This is a genomic window from Streptomyces sp. NBC_01723, from assembly GCF_036246005.1.
GTDB lineage: Bacteria > Actinomycetota > Actinomycetes > Streptomycetales > Streptomycetaceae > Streptomyces.
The window spans coordinates 4180594-4197280 of sequence record NZ_CP109171.1 but is presented as its reverse complement, the minus strand read 5'-3'; the positions used below and the strand labels follow the sequence as shown (position 1 = coordinate 4197280).

The window sequence follows — 16687 nt, the reverse complement described above, 5'->3', positions numbered from 1 at the left end:
GTCAGTCCGTCTCCCGCCCCGTCGGGTCGAAGCGGTAGCCCACGCCCCACACGGTCTGGATCAGCCGCGGCCGGGCCGGGTCGTCCTCGACCTTGCCGCGCAGCCGCCGCACGTGGACGGTGACGGTGGACAGGTCGCCGAAGTCCCAGCCCCACACCTCCCGCATCAGCTCCTCCCGGGCGAAGGCCCGCCCCGGGTGCCGCAGGAAGAAGGCCAGCAGGTCGAACTCGCGCAGGGTGAGGGCCAGCTCGGCGCCCTCCTTCGTGGCCCGCCGGGCGCCGGGGTCGACGGTGAGGCCGGCCGCGGACGGCGGCACCAGACCGGCGGCGGGCCGGGTACGGCGCAGTACCGACTCCACCCGCAGCACCAGTTCGCGGGGGCTGAACGGCTTGGTCACGTAGTCGTCCGCCCCGACCTCCAGGCCGAGGATGCGGTCGTCCTCGTCGCCGCGGGCGGTCAGCATGACGACCGGCACGGGGCCCGTGGCGCGCAGCCGTCGGCAGACCTCGAGACCGTCCATGCCGGGCAGCATCAGGTCCAGCACCACCAGGTCCGGCCGGTGCGCGGCGGCCCGGGTGAGCGCGGCCGGGCCGTCGTCGGCGCGGTCCACGACGTGCCCGGCGCGCTCCAGGTAGCCGGCGACGACCTCCGCGACCGTGGGGTCGTCGTCGACGACCAGGATCCGGGCGGGGACGGCGGGGGCCCCGGCGGGCGATCCGGCAGGGGCTGCGTCCGGGGACGCCTGTGCGGGGGCGGGCTCGTGCGGCTGCTGCATGCGCCCAGCCTCGCATCGCGCGCACGCGGACGACGTGCCCGAGGGCCGTCCGGGCCGCGACGTCCGTGTTTCGTAAGGAGCGGGAGTCCGTTTCACCCGATTTCGGCTCGTAGGGTGAGAGCCGTGACCACCTCGCCCGCTCCCGACGTCGACGTCGTACTCCCCTGTCTGGACGAGGCCGGTGCCCTGCCCTGGGTCCTGGCCCGCATCCCGGACGGCTGGCGCGCGCTCGTCGTCGACAACGGTTCCACCGACGGCTCGGCGGACGTCGCCCGCGCGCTCGGCGCCACGGTCGTGACCGAGCCGCGCCGCGGCTTCGGCGCCGCCTGCCACGCCGGGCTGACCGCCGCCACGGCCGACATCGTCTGCTTCTGCGACTGCGACGCCTCCCTCGACCCGGGCCTGCTGACGCCCTTCGTGCGCGAGATCCGGGACGGCACCGCCGACCTGGTGCTCGGCCGCCGACGACCGCGGGGGCGCGGCGCCTGGCCCCCGCACGCCCGGGCCGGGAACCTCGCGCTCGCCCGGATGTTGCGCCGCCGCACCGGCCTGCGGCTGCACGACCTCGGCCCGCTGCGCGCCGCCCGCCGCGAGGCGCTGCTCGGCCTCGGCCTCACCGACCGGCGCAGCGGCTACCCGCTCCAGATGGTGGTGCGGGCCGCCGACGCGGGCTGGCGGGTCACCGAGCACGACGTGCCGTACCTGCCCCGCACCGGGGCGTCGAAGGTCACCGGGACCTGGCGCGGTACCTGGCACGCGGTACGGGACATGCGCGGCGTGCTCGCCGAGCAACCGGAGCGCATGGTTCCGCGTGACGCGGCCCGCGAGGGGAACACACGGTGAGCATGATGAGCACCCTCCTCGTCATCGCGAAGGAGCCCCGCCCCGGCCGGGTCAAGACCCGCCTCACCCCGCCGTTCACCCCGCACGAGGCGGCCGCGCTGGCCGAGGCGTCCCTCGCCGACACCCTGCGCGCGGTCGCCGCGACGCCCGCCCGGCGCCGGGTGCTGGTCCTCGCCGGTGCCCCGGGGCCCTGGCTGCCGCCCGGCTTCGACGTCGTACCGCAGTGCGCGGGCGGCCTCGACGCACGGCTCGCGGACGCGTTCGCCGGGTGCGCGGGGCCCGCCCTGCTGATCGGGATGGACACCCCGCAGGTGACGCCGGAGCTGCTCGACGTCGACTTCGCGGGCTGCGACGCGTACTTCGGTCCGGCGGAGGACGGCGGCTTCTGGGCGCTGGGCCTGGCCCGCCCCGACCCGGCCCTGCTGCGGGGCGTGCCGATGTCGACGCCGGTGACGGGGGCCGCGCAGCGCGAGCGCCTGCTGGCGGCGGGACTGCGGGTACGGGACCTGCCGCCCCTGCGCGACGTCGACACCGCCGCCGACGCCCGGGCCGTCGCCGCACTGGCCCCGCACAGCCGTTTCGCCGCCCGGCTGGCGGAGTGCACGACGGGCGCGGACACGCGGGTGGGCCGATGAGCGGCCACGGGCGCGCGGGTGGGCACCCGATGAGCGGATCGACCCGCGAGGCGCCCCGCGCCGCCGAGAACGGACCGGCACTCCCACCGGCGGACCGGCCGCACGGCCGGTGCACGGCGGGTACGGCGGGCGCGGACGCGCGGGTGGGCCGATGAGCGGCCACGGGCGCTCGGGTGGGCGGCCGATGAGTGAGCCGGTGAGCGGGTCGGGCGACGGGGCGGATCGCGCCGTGGGGAACGGGCCGGTGGAGCGGCCGTCCGGCGACTGGGCGGCCGTCGGTCCCGGCCGCCTGGCGGAATCGGCGTTCCCCCTGGCGGGGCAGGCGCCCTGGGCCGTGTCCGATCCCTACGCCGCCGCGCTGCGGGCCGGTCGCGGGCCGTTGTTTCTGCGGCGTACCGACGGATGGCTGCTGCCGTTGGAGGTGGAGCGGTGGTGCGCCGGGGCCGACACCGTCGACCTGGAGGTGCTGGACCGGTGCGAGGGGGCCGTCCTCGACGTGGGCTGCGGACCCGGCCGGCTGGTCGCGGAACTCGCCGCCCGGGGCCGGACCGTCCTCGGCATCGACGTCAGCGAGGCCGCGGTGGCCCACACCGTGCGGTCCGGCGGCCAGTCGCTGCGGCGCTCCGTCTTCGAGCCGCTGCCCGGCGAGGGCCGCTGGGACACCGTGCTCCTCATGGACGGCAACGTCGGCATCGGCGGCGATCCCCGCGCCCTGCTCGACCGCGTCGCCGCCCTGCTCGCCCCCGGCGGCCTGCTGATCGCCGAGACCGCGCGGGTGGACGTCGACGAGCGCGCCCACGTGCAACTCGTCGACGTCACCGATGGCCACGCGTCCGGCAGCCCCTTCCCCTGGGCGCGGATCGGCACCCGCGCCCTGCTCGACCGCGCGGCCGCCGGGGGCTGGCGGACCGTCGCTCAGTGGACGTCGGGGGAACGCCCCTTCGTCGCGCTGCGCAGCGACCGCAGCGCCAGCAGCAGCGCCGAGCCGCCGAACAGCACGGCCGTGATCAGCAGCCAGCGGGCGAGGTAGCCGTCCGCCGACAGCCCGGTGACCCCCCGGTACCCCGCGTCGACCCGGCCGGCGATCAGCGGGAACCACACCAGCAGGAGCAGCCCGGAGAAGGCGGCCGGGACGCGCACGTACATCGCCCACCGACGGCGGTCGACCGCGCCGAGCGCGCCGGTGACCGCCCGGTCCGCCGCCGAGTACAGCGGCAGCAGCACCAGGTCGTGCAGCAGCGCCGCCCCCACGAACCACAGGGCCACGCCGAGCCAGTCGTCGGCGAGCAGCCGCACCCCCGCGTAGCCCGCGAGCGCGAAGGAGCAGGCCAGCAGGAGGATCTGGAGGGGGCTGCCGATCACGGCCCGGAGCCGGCCGCCCGGCCTGCCCGGCCCGCGTGACTCGCGTACACGGTTCATCCCAGGTCTCCGAACGTCATCCGGGCCACCCACTTGGTGTTCAGCACGCCGGGCGCGGCGGGCACGATGATCCGCGCCGGGTAGCCGTGGTCCGGGCTCAGCGCCTCGCCGTTGACGTACAGGGCGAGCAGGGAGCGCGGGTCGGCGACCTGGTTGGCGCGCAGGGCGCCGCTGCGGAAGGCGCCGCGCCGCTGGAGGGACTCGACGAACACGTCGGGCGGGTCGTCCTCGTGGCCTACGCGCGCGGCGAGGTCCCGCAGCCGCACCCCGCGCCACCACTGGTCGGACGTCGACCAGCCCTCGACGCAGGCGATGGGCAGGGCCTCGCTGTGCTGCTCCATGGCGAGCAGGTCGGCCCGGCTGAGCCGGACGGTCCCGGAGCGGCCCTTGAGAACGAGCCGCCAGGCGTCGTCGCGGGTCTCGGCCGGGACGATGCCGACGTGCGCGGCCGTCTTGTTGATCTGGAAGCCGTTGGGCCCGTTCCCCGGCTCGGGCCCGCCGTGCGGGGAGAGCACCGCCGTGGCCCGCAGCGGACTGTCGAAGCTGCGGCCCGCGTTCGTGGCGAACATCAGCAGCGAGCCGCCGCCGACGAACCACAGGGCACCGCGCCGCGAGACGGTGGGCGCGGCGGGCCGCGGGGACACCAGGTCGTCGCGCTCTTCGCGCATCGCCCGGAGGTTGCGCAGCGCCAGCGGCATCTTCAGCACGGCGTGCGCGAGGAACGCGGCGAAGAAGACCCACGCGCCGTAGAAGTGCAGCGGGTAGAAGGAGCCGGGGAAGAGGTAGTCCAACTGGATGTTGAGCACCCCGGTCACGAACTGGAACAGCGCGCCCCCGACCAGCAGCAGCAGCGAGATCCGCTCCAGCGCGTGCGCGACCGAGCGGGCCGGCGGCAGGGTGAACAGCCTCGGCACCACCGACCACAGCTTGGCCAGCAGCACCGGGATCAGGGTGAGCCCGAGGGTGACGTGGACACCCTGGGTGAGGCGGTACAGCCATGTGGGGTCGGTCGGCCACGCGAAGAGGTAGAAGCCGAGGAGCCCCTTGTCCGGGGTCTTGTCGTTGACCGGCGCCAGGTCGGGGTTGTAGGCGGCGTACGAGAGCAGGCCGGTCACGAACAGCACGGTGATGCCGACGAGCAGCACGATGCCGAGCATGGACGTGAACCGGGGGCCGCGCAGGGGGCTGCGCCAGAAGCCCGGGGAGGAGGGAAGCCGTGGGGCGAGGTCTCGCATGTCCCGACCGTAGGCAGCGGGAGGCCCCGAAAGCGGTGCACGACCCATGACGAAACGCTGACGTCCGCCGTGTGCGCCGTCCGACCCGCGATCCTCCGCCCTACGGTGCCGGTGTGACCCGCCTCCGCTCCGTCCCCCGCGACCTGTACGCCGCCGCGGCGGCCGTGCTGCTCGTGGCGGCCGCCATCCTGGTCGGCCGCCACGTGTACACCTACGACGACCTGATCGTCGGCTGGCCACCCCTGCTGGGCCGCTGGGACCCGCACCTGGGCCCCGGCACCCCGGCGGCCGTCCTGGTGGCGGCGGCGACCGTGGTGTACGGGCCGGCCGTCGCCGCCCGGCTGCCGTGGCGCGCGCTGCTCCCCGCGGCGTGGGGCGCGGCGATGGCGTGGACCTGGTCGCTGGCCCTGATCGACGGCTGGGAGCGGGGCGTCGCCGGGCGGCTGACCACCGGCCAGGAGTACCTGTCCGTCATCGACCGCTGGCGCGACATCCCAGCGACCCTGCGCGACTTCAACGGGCACATCCTGCTGCACTCCCCCGACAACTGGCCCGCCCACGTCGCCGGCCACCCGCCGGGAGCCACGCTCACCTACGTGCTGCTCGACCGGATCGGGCTGGGCGGCGGGGGCTGGGCCGGGGTCTGGACCATCACCGTGGGCGCGACGGCGTGCGTGGCGGTGCTGGTGGCGGTGCGGGCCCTGTGCGGCGAGCGGCTCGCCCGGCGGGCGGCGCCCTTCCTGGCGCTGGCACCGGCCGCGGTGTGGATGGGCACGTCCGCCGACGGCTACTTCGCGGCGGTCGCCGCGTGGGCCGTGGCGCTGCTGGCCCTCACGGTCACCGGACGCTCCCTGTGGTGGACGGCGGGCGCGGGGCTCCTCTCCGGACTGACCTTCTACCTCTCGTACGGCCTCACGCTCTTCGCCGTGATCGGGGCGGCGGTGCTGCTGCTCGGGCGGCGGGGGGTCCGCGAGCGCCCGGTGATGTTCGTGCCGCTGCTGGCGGGCACGGCGGTGGTGCCGGTCGTCTTCACCGTGATCGGCTTCGACTGGTGGGAGGCCTACCACCTGCTCGTCGAGCGGTACTACGAGGGCGCGGCCGGCGTCCGCCCCTACGCGTACTGGGTGTGGGCCAACCTCGCCTGCACGGTCCTCATCACGGGCCTGGCCACGGTGGCGGGGCTGCGGCGGGCGGGCGTCGTGCTGATCCGGCGGCGGGGCGAGGGGGACGCGCGGACGGAGGACCTCCGCCTCGCGTTCCTCGTGGCCGCCGCCCTGCTCGCCCTGCTGGTCGCCGACCTGTCCGGCATGAGCAAGGCGGAGACGGAGCGCATCTGGCTCCCCTTCGCCCTGTGGCTCCTGCCCGCGTGCGCGTTCCTCCCGCGCCCGCGGGCGTGGCTGACGGCACAGGCGGTCCTGGCCCTGCTCCTCAACCACCTGCTGGCGACCGGCTGGTAGGAGCGCGCCCGCATCCGCGCAGCGGGTCCGATCAGGGCCTCGCCTCCGCGCACGGCAGGCGGCAGCTGGACGGCCGGCCTGAGCCGGCCGGCGCCCTCGCCACGCACGGCGGACCTGAGCCGGACGGCGGGTCCGCCCGCCGCGGGCGCAGGGCAATCGGCCGGAGCGGTCAGCCGCCGCAGGGGAGGGTCACGGTCAGGACCGTGGGGCCGCCCCGTGGGCTGGTCAGGTCGAAGGTGCCGTCCAGGGCCGCGACGCGGCGGCGGATGCCGCTCAGGCCCGAGCCGTCGGTCTCGTCGGCGCCGCCGCGGCCGTCGTCGCCGACGACCACGCGCAGCCGGTCGCCGCGTACGCCGGCCGTGACCCAGGCCCGCCCGGCGCCGCTGTGCTTCGCGATGTTCGTCAGCGCCTCGGCCACCACGAAGTACGCCGTCGCCTCCACCGACGCCGCACACCGCCGGGGCACGTCCGCCTCGACCCGGCACGGCACCCCGCAGTCCGCCGCCAGCCCCGACAGCGCCCCCGCGAGCCCCCGGTCGGCCAGCACCGGCGGCAGGATGCCCCGCGCCACCGACCGCAGCTCCGCCAGCGCCTGCTCCGCCGCCGACTGGGCCCGCTCCAGCAGCTCGTCGGCACCCGCGGGATCACGCGCCGCCATCCGCCGGGCCGCGCCCACCAGCACCGTCACGGACACCAGCCGGTTCTGCGCGCCGTCGTGCAAGGACCGCTCGATGCGGCGCAGTTCCGTCGCGTGCGCGTCCAGCGCGGCCGCCCGCGTGGCGGTCAGTTCGGCCACCCGCAGCGTCAGGTCCGTGTCCGGGCCCGCCGCGAGCAGCCGCCGGGCCGGGGCGGCCTGGAGGCGCGCCATGCCCGGCCCCAGGCCCAGGAGGATCGCGGTCCAGCCCAGGCCCAGCAGGCCCACCGCGACGGCGCCCCACCAGGACTCGGCGGTCCCGATCCCGATCGACGTACTGGTGCCGCCCTCGGGCACCAGCCCCCACCACAGGGGAAAGGTGGTGTCCCGTACGGCACAGACGGGCAGCAGGAGACCGCACAGCCCGAGCAGAAAGCCCAGGGTGGCGTGCCGGACCAGCCAGCCCAGCTCGCGCCGGGTGGTGGCGTCGGGCAGCGCGGCCCGGAGCCGGGCGGGCGGCGGGTCGGGCGGGACGATCTCGGGGCCCCGGCGGGACAGGCGTTCGCGCTCCCGGCGGGCGAGCGCGTGCAGGGCGCGCAGCGCGACCGGCGCGAGCAGCAGGCCCACGCCCACCGGCGCGGTCACCGCGGCCACGGCCAGCAGCACCAGCACGCCGAGCGCCAGGAAGGCCGTACCGAGCCCGCCGACGAGCTGCCCGGTCGCCGCACCGGCGGCGCGCAGGGTTTGTACGGCGGCCTCCCGCACGGACGTGACCGGAACCGTCATCCGCCTGCCTCCCTCCGTGCGCCCCGACCGGGCGTGGCCGACCCTATGCCGCCGCACGGCCCGACGCCGGGTGCGGAGCCGGAAAGTACAGCCTGCTGTACCCCGGACCGGGTGGCCCACGGGATCGGCCCGAAGGGGCCCCCGTCCCTAGCGTCGAAGCCGACCGAGAGCGACGCCGACGGAGGCCACAGCCATGACGCAACCCCAGGACCCCTACCGACTGGGCACCACCCCGCCCCGCACCCCCGAGAGCACCGTTTCCCGCGGCGACGTCCTGCGCACCCTGCTGTGGGCCGTCGTCGTGCTCAGCGCGGTCACCAACATGGCCGCCTCCTACGGCGGTGCGCACACCTGGGTGCACCTGGCCTGCGGCGTGGTCACGGTGCTCGCGGCCGGCGCCCTCGTCGTGCGCGGTCTGCGGGGGCGGCGATGAGCGGCGCCCTCACGACCACGGCCACCGCGCGCCGGGCGCCCGCCATCGCGCTCGCGCACGTGGCCAGGGCCTACCCGGGCGGCGTACGGGCCCTCGACGACGTGTCGCTCACCGTGGAACACGGCACGTTCCTCGCCGTGATGGGTCCCTCGGGCTCCGGCAAGAGCACCCTGATGCACTGCGCGGCCGGACTGGACTCCCCCACGGCGGGCAGCGTCCGCATCGACGGCCTGGAGATCTCCGGGCTGAACGAGACCCGCCGCACCGAACTCCGCCGTGAGCGGGTCGGCTTCGTCTTCCAGGCGTACAACCTGATCCCCTCGCTCAGCGTCGAGGACAACATCACGCTCCCGCTGCGGCTGGCCGGCCGGCGCCCGGACCGGGAGTGGCTGCGCACCCTGACCGAGCGGGTGGGCCTGGCGGACCGGCTCGCGCACCGACCCGCCGAACTCTCCGGTGGCCAGCAGCAACGGGCCGCCGTCGTACGGGCGCTGGCGGCGAAGCCCGCCGTGGTGTTCGCGGACGAGCCGACCGGCGCGCTGGACCTGCGCAGCGCCCACCAGGTCCTGGACCTGCTGCGCGGACTCGTCGACGACCTGGGCCAGACCGTGGTGATGGTCACCCACGACCCGGCCGCGGCGGCCCGCGCCCACCGGGCGCTGGTGATGGCCGACGGCCGGGTGGTCGAGGCGCTGGAGCACCCGACGGCACCGCGATTGGCCGACCGCCTGGTCGCGTTGGGGGAGCGGTAGCCGTGCTGCGTCTCGCCCTGCGCATGGCCGCGCACCGGATCACCGCCCTGCTCGCCGTCGCGTGCGCGGTGCTGGGCGGCGCGGCCCTCCTGACCGCCACCGGCGTCCTCGCCGAGTCCGGGCTCCGTTCGCACCTGCCGCCCGGGCGGCTCGGCGGCGCGGACGTCGTGGTCGCCGCCGACCAGGAGTTCCACCCGGGCGGCGACCTCCCGATCGCGCTGCCCGAACGCGCCACGGTCCCGGGCGGGCTCGTCGCCCGGCTGGCCGCCCTGCCCGGCGTCACCGCGGCCGTCGGCGACATCGGCTTCCCGGCCGCGCTCGTCGACGCCGGCGGAGGGGTGGTCCCGGCGGACGAGGACCCCGGGACGGCGGGCCACGGCTGGTCCTCGACCACGCTGCTGGCCGGGCCGCGCGTCGAGGGCCGGGCACCGTCGGGCGCGGGCGAGGTCGCCGTGGGCGCGGGGGCGGGCCTCGCCGTGGGAGACACGGCCGAGGTCGTGGCGAACGGCCGCCCCGCCGCCGCCTACCGGGTCTCCGCCGTGGTCCACGCGCCGGACACCGGCGTGTACTTCGCGGACGGCACCGCCCTGCGGCTGGCCGGACGGGACGGCACCGGACCACGCGCCGGGACCGTCGACCTGGTCGGCCTGCGGGTCGAGTCCGGCGCCGGGGAACGGGTCGCCGCCGCAGTCCGGGACGAGGTGGCGGGCACCGGGCTGGAGGTCGTCACCGGCGCGGAGCGGGGCGAGGCGGTCGCCCCCGGCGTGGGTTCGGCGCGCTCGCTGCTGATCCTGCTCGCCGGGTCGCTCGCCGGGATCGTGCTGCTGATCACCGGGTTCGTCGTCGCGGGCGCCCTCGGCGTGACGATCGCCGGGCAGCGCCGGGACCTGGCGCTGATGCGGGCCGTCGGCGCCACGCCGCGGCAGATCCGCCGGCTCGCCGCCGCCCAGTCGACCGCGGTCGCGGCGGTGGCGCTGGTGCCGGGCGTCGCGCTGGGCTACCTGCTGGCGGACCGGTTCCGGGGGCTGCTGGCCGACCGCGGCGTCCTCCCCGGTGAACTCCCCCTCACCTTCGGCCCGTTGCCCGCACTGGCCACGCTGCTCCTGGTGGCGGCGGCCGTGCGGCTGTCCGCCCGGTGCGCGGCCTGGCGCACCTCCCGCAGACCGGCCACCGAGGCGGTCGCCGAGTCGCGCAGCGAGCCGCGTTCCCCGTCGCCCGGCCGGACGTACGCCGGTCTGCTGCTGATCCTCGGCGCGTGCGTGCTGTCGGCGGCGCCGCTGTGGTCCCGCACCGTCGTCGGAGCCTCGGCGACCTCCCTCGCGGGCATCGTCGCCGCGATCGGCCTGGCGCTGTCCGGCCCGGCCCTCGTGCGGAGGGCGGGCGGGGCGGTCGTACGGCGGCTGCGGCCCGGGGTCGCGGCGCCGACGTGGCTGGCGCTGTCCAACGTCCACGCCTACGCGCTGCGGCTGGCGGGCGTGGTCAGCCCGCTGGCGATGGCGGTCGTGTTCGTCCTGACGTACACCTTCGCGCAGACCACGGTGCTCGCCGCCACCTCGGACGACACCCGCGCCGGCACGGCCGCCCGGTACGAGGTGAGCGCCCCGGCCCTGGGCGGGGTGCCCGCCGGCACCCTGTCCGCCGTACGGGAGGTGCCCGGCGTACGGGCGGCGGCGCCGGTGCGCACGACCACGGTGGTGTGGGAGTACGAGGAGTTCGGCGAGCCGGCCGCCGAGTCGGCCCCGGCGACGGTCGTCGGGCCGGACGCCCGGCACGTCCTCGACCTCGGCGTGACGGACGGCGGCCTCGACCGGCTGACCGGGGCGACGGTCGCCGTCAGCGCGGAGGCCGCCCGCACCCGCGACGCCGGGCTCGGGAAGCGGGTCCGCCTCGTGCTCGGCGACGGGGCGCGCGTCGACGCCCGGGTCGTCGCCGTGTACGAGCGGGGGCTGGGGTTCGGACCGGTCGTCCTGTCCCGGCAACTGGCCGCCGGACACACCACGTCCGGCCTCGACCGGAGCGTCCTGGTCCGCACCGACGGCACGTCCCGGGCCGGGCAGGGGCTCGCCGCGCTGGCGGCCGGCCGCCCCGGCCTGACCGTGGCGGACACGGCCGCGGACGCCACCGGCGCGAAGGCCCCGCCCGAGGTGTGGGTCAACCTGGCGGTGATCGTGGTGCTCCTCGGCTACCTGCTGCTGAGCATCGCCAACAAGCTGGTCGCGGCCACCGCGCAGCGCCGCGCCGAGATCGCCGCCCTGCGGCTGGTCGGTACGACACCGCGGCAGATCCGCGCGATGATGCGCCGCGAGGCCGCGGTGATCGCCGCGTCGGCGCTGGTCTGCGGGCTGCTCCTGTCGGCCGCCCCGCTCGCCCTCCTGGGCCAGGGCTTCCTCGGCCGCCCGTGGCCGGCGGGTCCCGCCTGGCTGCTCCCCGCCGCCGCGGCCACGGTGATCGCGACGGCCTGGCTCACCGTCGAACTCCCCACCCGCCACGCCCTGCGCACACCTCCGGCGGAGGCGCTGCGGGCGTGAGCGGGTGGGGGCCCGGCCAGGGCCCGTTCGGGGGATCACGCCGCGGACGCGGGTGGGGCGGCCGCCGTCAGGTCACGTGCCCACCGGTGCCGGTCCGACCAGCTCCGTCAGGACGTCCTCCATCGTCACGAAGCCCAGGACGGCGCCCGTCTCGCCGGTGACCGCGGCGAGGTGGCTGTCCTCGGTGCGCAGCGCGGTGAGGGTGTCGTCGAGCGGGGTGTCGATGCGGACGCGGGTGACGCGGTGCAGGGCCGAGCGCGGGAACGGGCGGTCGCGGTCGGTGCGGCCCAGGGTGTCCTTGATGTGCAGGTAGCCCAGGACCGTACCGCCGGGGCCGGTGACCGGGAAGCGCGAGTAGCCCGCCTCGGCGGCCATGCGTTCCAGCTCGGCCGGGGTGACCGTGTGGGGGACCGTGCGCATCTTCTGCGACGGGACCAGGATCTCGCCGACCGGGCGGGTGCCCAGCTCCAGTGCGTCGCGCAGGCGCTCGCCGTCGGCCGGGGTGAGCAGCCCGGCCTCGCTGGCGTCGACCACCATGCGGGCCAGCTGGTCGTCCGTGAAGACGGCCTCGACCTCGTCCTTCGGCTCCACCCTGAGCAGCTTGAGCAGGGCGTTGGCGAAGGCGTTGATGCCGAAGACGAACGGCTTCAGGGCCCGGGTGAGGGCGACCAGCGCGGGACCGAGGAACAGGGCGGTGCTCGCCGGGGCGGCCAGCGCGATGTTCTTCGGGATCATCTCGCCGATCAGCATGTGCAGATACGTGGCGAGGGTCAGGGCGATCGCGAAGGCGACGGGGTGGACCAGCGCGTGCGGCATGTGGATCGCCTCGAACACCGGCTCCATCAGGTGCGCGATGGCCGGCTCCGCGACCGCGCCGAGCACCAGCGAGGAGACGGTGATGCCGAGCTGGGCCGTGGCCATCATCTGGGAGATGTGCTCCAGGCCCCACAGCGTCATCCGGGCGCGTTTGTCGCCCGCCTTCGCGCGCGGCTCGATCTGGCTGCGGCGCACCGAGATCAGGGCGAACTCGGCGCCCACGAAGAACGCGTTGGTCAGCAGCGTCAGCGCGCCGATGAAGAGCTGTACGGCGGTCATCGGGCCATCTCCCGCTGCTCGTGCTCCGGCTGCCCGCCCACCAGGGGCGCGGGCGCGATGACGCGGAGGCGGTCCGCGCGGTGGTGGTCGACGTCGAGGACGTCGAGGTGCCAGCCGTCCAGGTCGACGACGTCGCCCTTGACGGGGATGCGCGCGAGGTGGGTGGCGACCAGACCGGCCAGGGTCTCGTACGGCCCCTCCGGCGCGGTCAGGCCGATGCGCTCCAGGTGGTCCAGGCGCAGCGAGCCGTCGGCCTCCCAGGCCGCCCGGCCGTCCGCCCGCGCGGGGGCGGGCAGCAGGTCCGGTACCTCGACCGGGTCGTGCTCGTCGCGCACCTCGCCGACGACCTCTTCGACGATGTCCTCGACGGTGGCCACGCCCGCCGTACCGCCGTACTCGTCGATGACGACGGCCATGGTGCGGGCCCGGCGCATGCGCTCCAGGAGGCGGTCGGCGGGCAGGCTGTCCGGCACCAGGAGCGGCGCGGCGGCCAGCTCGGTGACGGGGGTGACCGCCCGGCGCTCCGGCTCCAGGGCCAGTACGTCGCGGATGTGGACGGTGCCGATGACCTCGTCCAGGCTGTCCCGGTAGACCGGGAAGCGGGACAGGCCGGTGGCGTGCGAGAGGTTGGCGGCGTCGGCCGCGGTGGCGTGGGCCTCCAGGGCCTTGACGTCCACGCGCGGGGTCATGACGTTCTCCGCGGTCAGCTCGCTCAGGTGCAGGGTGCGGACGAACAGCTCGGCCGAGTCCGCCTCCAGGGCGCCCTCGGCGGCCGAGTGCTGGGCGAGGGCGACCAGTTCCTCGGCGCTGCGGACGGACGCCAGCTCCTCGGCCGGTTCCAGGCCGAAGCGGCGCACGAAACGGTTCGCCGTGTTGTTCAGGTGCCGGATGAACGGGCCGAAGGCGGTGGTGAATCCGCGCTGCGGACCCGCGACGACCTTCGCGACGGCCATCGGGCGGGAGATCGCCCAGTTCTTGGGGACCAGCTCGCCGACGACCATCAGGACGACGGTGGAGAGCACCACACCGAGCAGGGTCGCCACCGTCGAGGCGGCGGCGCCCAGGCCGATCGCCGTCAGCGGGCCGCGCAGCAGCACCGCGATCGACGGCTCGGCCAGCATGCCGATGACCAGCGAGGTCACCGTGATGCCGAGCTGGGCGCCGGAGAGCTGAAGGGTCAGGGAACGTACGGCCTTCAGGGCTCCCTCGGCACCGCGCTCGCCGGACTCGGCGGCACGCTCCAGGTCACCGCGCTCGACGGTGGTGAGGGAGAACTCGGCCGCGACGAAGAGCGCGCAGGCCAGGGTGAGCAGGAGGGCCAGCAGGAGCAGCAGGACCTCGGTCACCGTGCCACCCCGCTTCCTTCACGCGCATACGGGGGCACTGGCGGGCCGGCCGTGGCACGGCCGGTACTGGGAGGCTCCATTACGGAACGGGACTCCTTAACGGGGTCGGCGGGCGCCGGTACCAGCCGGGCGCCCGAGGTTTTCCCTCACATGGTAAAGGACCTGCAAAGAGAAGGGGAGGGCTCACGCCCTGCGCTTCTACTCGCCTGTAGAGAACGGGCGCACGGTTCCGGTTGTTCCCCACGGCGCCGGAGCGGCGCGGGCGTGGGAGCCTGATAGCTTCTACAAGACTGTAGAAGCAAGACCCCGACCCGTACGGAGTTCTCATGGCCCTGTGGGACCGCTTCAAGGAGTCCGCGTCGCAGATGCAGACGCAGCTCGTGGCGAAGAAGAACGACCTCAAGAGCGGCGCCTTCCGCGACGCGAGCATGGCGATGTGCGCGCTGGTGGCGGCGGCCGACGGCACCGTCGACCCGTCGGAGCGGCAGCGGGTCGCCCAGCTGATCTCGGCCAACGAGGTGCTGCAGAACTTCCCCGCCGACGACCTGCGCCGCCGCTTCGAGGAGAACCTGGACAAGCTCACCGCCGACTTCGCCTTCGGCAAGGTCGGCATCCTCCAGGAGATCGCCAAGGCCAGGAAGAAGCCCGCCGAGGCGCGCGCCGTGGTGCAGATCGGCATCGTGATCGGCGGCGCCGACGGGGACTTCGACAAGGACGAGCGGGCGGTGGTGCGGGAGGCCTGCTACGCGCTGGACCTGCCGCCGCACGAGTTCGACCTCTGAGGTCTCACACGCCGGGGTCGCGTCCGCCCGGGCGGGTGCGGTGCGGGCCCAGCTCGCGCAGGACCTCGCCGAGGTCGGCGGCGGTGAGCGCGGGCACCGGCAGGGGCGGTGCGGCCGGCGCGGCCCGCAGGCCGGCGAGGAACAGGGCGAGCGGACGGCGCCAGGCGTCCGGCGTGGTCGCGGCGGTCAGCGCCGGGACCGCGCGGCCCAGCGCCGCGAGCCCGAACAGGACGTCCTCGGTGGTGACGTCGGCCCGCACGGCACCCTCGTCCCGGCAGCGGACCAGCAGCGCGTCCACGGTCCGGCGGTTGTGCTCGTGCACGGCCTCCAGACTGTCCACGCCCCGCAGATGCGTGGTCATCAGGTCGTTGGAGCCGCGGTCGGCGGCCAGGGCCGCGAAGACGACGGCCAGATAGCCGGTGAGGCCCGCCCATGCGTCCGGCGCCCGCCGGGCCCGCTCACCCGCCTCCATCGTGCCGGTCAGCGAGTTGCGGAACACGGCGTCCACGAGCGCGGCGCGGGTGGGGAAGTGGCGGTAGAGCGTCGCGTTGCCGACCCCCGCCCGGCGCGCGATCACGTCCAGCGGCGCGTCCAGCCCCTGCTCGGTGAACACCTCATGGGCCGCCTCCAGCAGAAGCTCCCGGTTGCGTCGCGCGTCGCGTCGCTGCCGGGGCGCTCCCTCACGTGCGCCGACGGTCATCCTCGCCCTCCGGATCGTACGAACCGGGGAGTGCTCCCCGGGCCCTCGGTGCCGATGCTATCGTCGGCCGGGTAAATGGGGAGCGCTCCCCGTTTGTTTGCCGTCCCCGGTGTCCCAGGAGGTCCCATGGCCGCTCCCACCCTCGACGAACTGGCCGCCCTCCGGGCCGCGGGCGCCGTCCACCGGGTGTCGGTGCCGGGGAGCGGGGAGAGCTGGCTGGTCGTCACGCGCGACGCGGCGCGGGCCGCGCTCACCGACCCGCGGCTGCGCAACGACATCCGGCACTCCGCGTCCTGGGACTCCGACGGCGGGCACGCCATCGGCCACAACATGCTCCAGAGCGACCCGCCGCAGCACACCCGCCTCCGCCACCTGGTGGCCGGCCACTTCACACCGGGCCGGATCGCCGCCCTGCGCCCCCGCGTGGAGCGCGTCGCGGGGGATCTGCTGGACGCGCTCCCGCGCCGGGGCACGGCGGACCTGGTCGCCCGGTACGCGCTGCCCCTTCCGGTGACGTTGATCTGCGAACTCCTCGGTGTGCCCGGGGCCGACCGCGAGGTCTTCCACACCTGGTCGAACGAGCTGGTCATGCCCACCTCGCCGGGGGCGGCGGAGGCCGCGGCCGGCGCGCTGACCGGCTGTCTCACCGACCTGACCGGCGCCAAGCGCGACGCCCCGGACGGCACCCTCCTCGGCGACCTGGCCGCCGCCGCGGACGCCGGGGATCTCACCGCCGAGGAACTGCTCGGCATGGCCTTCCTGATCCTGGTCGCCGGCCACGAGACGACGGTCAATCTGATCTCCGCGACCGTCCACAGCCTCCTCACCCACCCCGGCCAGCTCGACCGCCTGCGCGCCGAGCCGGACCTGGCCGGGGGAGCGGTGGAGGAGTCGCTGCGGTTCAACTCCCCCGTGCACGCCTCCGCGTTCCGTTTCGCGGCCGAGCCGCTGGAGCTGGCGGGCACACCGATCGCGGCCGGCGACCCGGTGCTCGTCTCCCTCGCCGCCGCCTCCCGCGATCCCGGCCACTTCCCCGACCCCGACCGCTTCGACATCGGCCGTGCGCCCCGCGGCCACCTCGGCTTCGGCCACGGCATCCACCACTGCCTGGGCGCCCCGCTGGCCCGGGTGGAGGCCACCGTCGCCGTACGCCTGCTCCTCGAGCGGTACCCCGCGCTCGCGTTCGCCACCGACCCGGTGACGCTCACCTGGCGCACGAGCACCCTGCTGCGGGGGCTGGCGGAACTGCCGCTGCGCCTGGGCTGAC

The 16687-nt window shown here is 75.9% G+C and carries 16 protein-coding genes; 9 read left to right on the top strand and 7 right to left on the bottom strand.

Annotated features, from left to right (window positions below; genetic code table 11):
- Nucleotide 1: 1 nt before the first annotated feature.
- A complete protein-coding gene (locus OIE75_RS19290; RefSeq protein ID WP_307013834.1) occupies nt 2-775 on the bottom strand; it encodes a response regulator transcription factor in 774 nt (257 codons plus the stop codon).
- 114 nt (nt 776-889) lie between these two features.
- On the opposite strand from OIE75_RS19290, the gene OIE75_RS19285 reads away from it, so the two are divergent.
- From OIE75_RS19285 to OIE75_RS19275, 3 genes are all read left to right on the top strand, one after another.
- Complete coding sequence (locus OIE75_RS19285; RefSeq protein ID WP_329471588.1) at nt 890-1618, top strand: glycosyltransferase family 2 protein; 729 nt, start codon at nt 890-892, stop codon at nt 1616-1618.
- 5 nt (nt 1619-1623) lie between these two features.
- Entirely contained in the window at nt 1624-2253 is a 630-nt protein-coding gene (locus tag OIE75_RS19280) for a TIGR04282 family arsenosugar biosynthesis glycosyltransferase (protein WP_307018029.1), read from the top strand.
- Between the two features lie 184 nt (nt 2254-2437).
- Nucleotides 2438-3283, top strand: a complete 846-nt coding sequence (locus OIE75_RS19275; protein ID WP_329471586.1) for a methyltransferase domain-containing protein — start codon at nt 2438-2440, stop codon at nt 3281-3283.
- On the opposite strand, the gene OIE75_RS19270 is transcribed toward OIE75_RS19275, so the two are convergent.
- Both OIE75_RS19270 and OIE75_RS19265 read right to left on the bottom strand, forming a co-directional pair.
- The gene (locus OIE75_RS19270) at nt 3169-3672 is read right to left on the bottom strand and encodes a hypothetical protein (RefSeq protein WP_329471585.1); all 504 of its coding nucleotides are present in this window, start codon (nt 3670-3672) and stop codon (nt 3169-3171) included. The genes OIE75_RS19275 and OIE75_RS19270 overlap by 115 nt on opposite strands.
- Nucleotides 3669-4907 (bottom strand): molybdopterin-dependent oxidoreductase, encoded by a 1239-nt coding sequence (locus OIE75_RS19265; RefSeq protein ID WP_329471584.1) that lies wholly within the window; start codon nt 4905-4907, stop codon nt 3669-3671. Before OIE75_RS19265 ends, OIE75_RS19270 begins: the two co-directional genes overlap by 4 nt.
- Nucleotides 4908-5020: 113 nt before the next feature.
- On the opposite strand from OIE75_RS19265, the gene OIE75_RS19260 reads away from it, so the two are divergent.
- Nucleotides 5021-6364 (top strand): hypothetical protein, encoded by a 1344-nt coding sequence (locus OIE75_RS19260; RefSeq protein WP_329471583.1) that lies wholly within the window; start codon nt 5021-5023, stop codon nt 6362-6364.
- A gap of 169 nt (nt 6365-6533) precedes the next feature.
- Here OIE75_RS19260 and OIE75_RS19255 read toward each other — a convergent pair whose 3' ends face one another.
- Complete coding sequence (locus tag OIE75_RS19255; protein WP_307013828.1) at nt 6534-7784, bottom strand: sensor histidine kinase; 1251 nt, start codon at nt 7782-7784, stop codon at nt 6534-6536.
- A gap of 193 nt (nt 7785-7977) precedes the next feature.
- Between OIE75_RS19255 and OIE75_RS19250 the strand changes: the two genes are divergently transcribed.
- From OIE75_RS19250 to OIE75_RS19240, 3 genes are read left to right on the top strand one after another with little or no spacing between them, the layout of a single operon-like run.
- Nucleotides 7978-8217, top strand: a complete 240-nt coding sequence (locus OIE75_RS19250) for a hypothetical protein (RefSeq protein ID WP_329471582.1) — start codon at nt 7978-7980, stop codon at nt 8215-8217.
- Nucleotides 8214-8969 (top strand): ABC transporter ATP-binding protein, encoded by a 756-nt coding sequence (locus OIE75_RS19245; RefSeq protein ID WP_329471581.1) that lies wholly within the window; start codon nt 8214-8216, stop codon nt 8967-8969. Before OIE75_RS19250 ends, OIE75_RS19245 begins: the two co-directional genes overlap by 4 nt.
- A 2-nt stretch (nt 8970-8971) precedes the next feature.
- Complete coding sequence (locus OIE75_RS19240) at nt 8972-11497, top strand: FtsX-like permease family protein (protein WP_329471580.1); 2526 nt, start codon at nt 8972-8974, stop codon at nt 11495-11497.
- A gap of 72 nt (nt 11498-11569) precedes the next feature.
- Here OIE75_RS19240 and OIE75_RS19235 read toward each other — a convergent pair whose 3' ends face one another.
- Together OIE75_RS19235 and OIE75_RS19230 are read right to left on the bottom strand one after the other, a co-directional pair.
- The gene (locus tag OIE75_RS19235) at nt 11570-12592 is read right to left on the bottom strand and encodes a hemolysin family protein (RefSeq protein WP_329471579.1); all 1023 of its coding nucleotides are present in this window, start codon (nt 12590-12592) and stop codon (nt 11570-11572) included.
- Entirely contained in the window at nt 12589-13938 is a 1350-nt protein-coding gene (locus OIE75_RS19230; RefSeq protein WP_307013823.1) for a hemolysin family protein, read from the bottom strand. Before OIE75_RS19230 ends, OIE75_RS19235 begins: the two co-directional genes overlap by 4 nt.
- A gap of 326 nt (nt 13939-14264) precedes the next feature.
- On the opposite strand from OIE75_RS19230, the gene OIE75_RS19225 reads away from it, so the two are divergent.
- Nucleotides 14265-14720 (top strand): tellurite resistance TerB family protein, encoded by a 456-nt coding sequence (locus OIE75_RS19225; protein ID WP_307013822.1) that lies wholly within the window; start codon nt 14265-14267, stop codon nt 14718-14720.
- 4 nt (nt 14721-14724) lie between these two features.
- On the opposite strand, the gene OIE75_RS19220 is transcribed toward OIE75_RS19225, so the two are convergent.
- On the bottom strand, nt 14725-15420 hold the full coding sequence (locus OIE75_RS19220; RefSeq protein WP_329471578.1) for a TetR/AcrR family transcriptional regulator: 696 nt from the start codon (nt 15418-15420) through the stop codon (nt 14725-14727).
- 126 nt (nt 15421-15546) lie between these two features.
- On the opposite strand from OIE75_RS19220, the gene OIE75_RS19215 reads away from it, so the two are divergent.
- Nucleotides 15547-16686 (top strand): cytochrome P450 family protein, encoded by a 1140-nt coding sequence (locus OIE75_RS19215; protein WP_329471577.1) that lies wholly within the window; start codon nt 15547-15549, stop codon nt 16684-16686.
- Nucleotide 16687: the final 1 nt, after the last annotated feature.

What these genes read in the sequence shown, in the direction of transcription:
- OIE75_RS19290 (WP_307013834.1), bottom strand. Translation starts at nt 775, where the DNA reads ATGCAGCAGCCGCACGAGCCCGCCCCCGCACAGGCGTCCCCGGACGCA.
- OIE75_RS19280 (WP_307018029.1), top strand. Translation starts at nt 1,624, where the DNA reads ATGAGCACCCTCCTCGTCATCGCGAAGGAGCCCCGCCCCGGCCGGGTC.
- OIE75_RS19275 (WP_329471586.1), top strand. Translation starts at nt 2,438, where the DNA reads ATGAGTGAGCCGGTGAGCGGGTCGGGCGACGGGGCGGATCGCGCCGTG.
- OIE75_RS19270 (WP_329471585.1), bottom strand. Translation starts at nt 3,672, where the DNA reads ATGAACCGTGTACGCGAGTCACGCGGGCCGGGCAGGCCGGGCGGCCGG.
- OIE75_RS19265 (WP_329471584.1), bottom strand. Translation starts at nt 4,907, where the DNA reads ATGCGAGACCTCGCCCCACGGCTTCCCTCCTCCCCGGGCTTCTGGCGC.
- OIE75_RS19255 (WP_307013828.1), bottom strand. Translation starts at nt 7,784, where the DNA reads ATGACGGTTCCGGTCACGTCCGTGCGGGAGGCCGCCGTACAAACCCTG.
- OIE75_RS19250 (WP_329471582.1), top strand. Translation starts at nt 7,978, where the DNA reads ATGACGCAACCCCAGGACCCCTACCGACTGGGCACCACCCCGCCCCGC.
- OIE75_RS19245 (WP_329471581.1), top strand. Translation starts at nt 8,214, where the DNA reads ATGAGCGGCGCCCTCACGACCACGGCCACCGCGCGCCGGGCGCCCGCC.
- OIE75_RS19235 (WP_329471579.1), bottom strand. Translation starts at nt 12,592, where the DNA reads ATGACCGCCGTACAGCTCTTCATCGGCGCGCTGACGCTGCTGACCAAC.
- OIE75_RS19225 (WP_307013822.1), top strand. Translation starts at nt 14,265, where the DNA reads ATGGCCCTGTGGGACCGCTTCAAGGAGTCCGCGTCGCAGATGCAGACG.
- OIE75_RS19220 (WP_329471578.1), bottom strand. Translation starts at nt 15,420, where the DNA reads ATGACCGTCGGCGCACGTGAGGGAGCGCCCCGGCAGCGACGCGACGCG.
- OIE75_RS19215 (WP_329471577.1), top strand. Translation starts at nt 15,547, where the DNA reads ATGGCCGCTCCCACCCTCGACGAACTGGCCGCCCTCCGGGCCGCGGGC.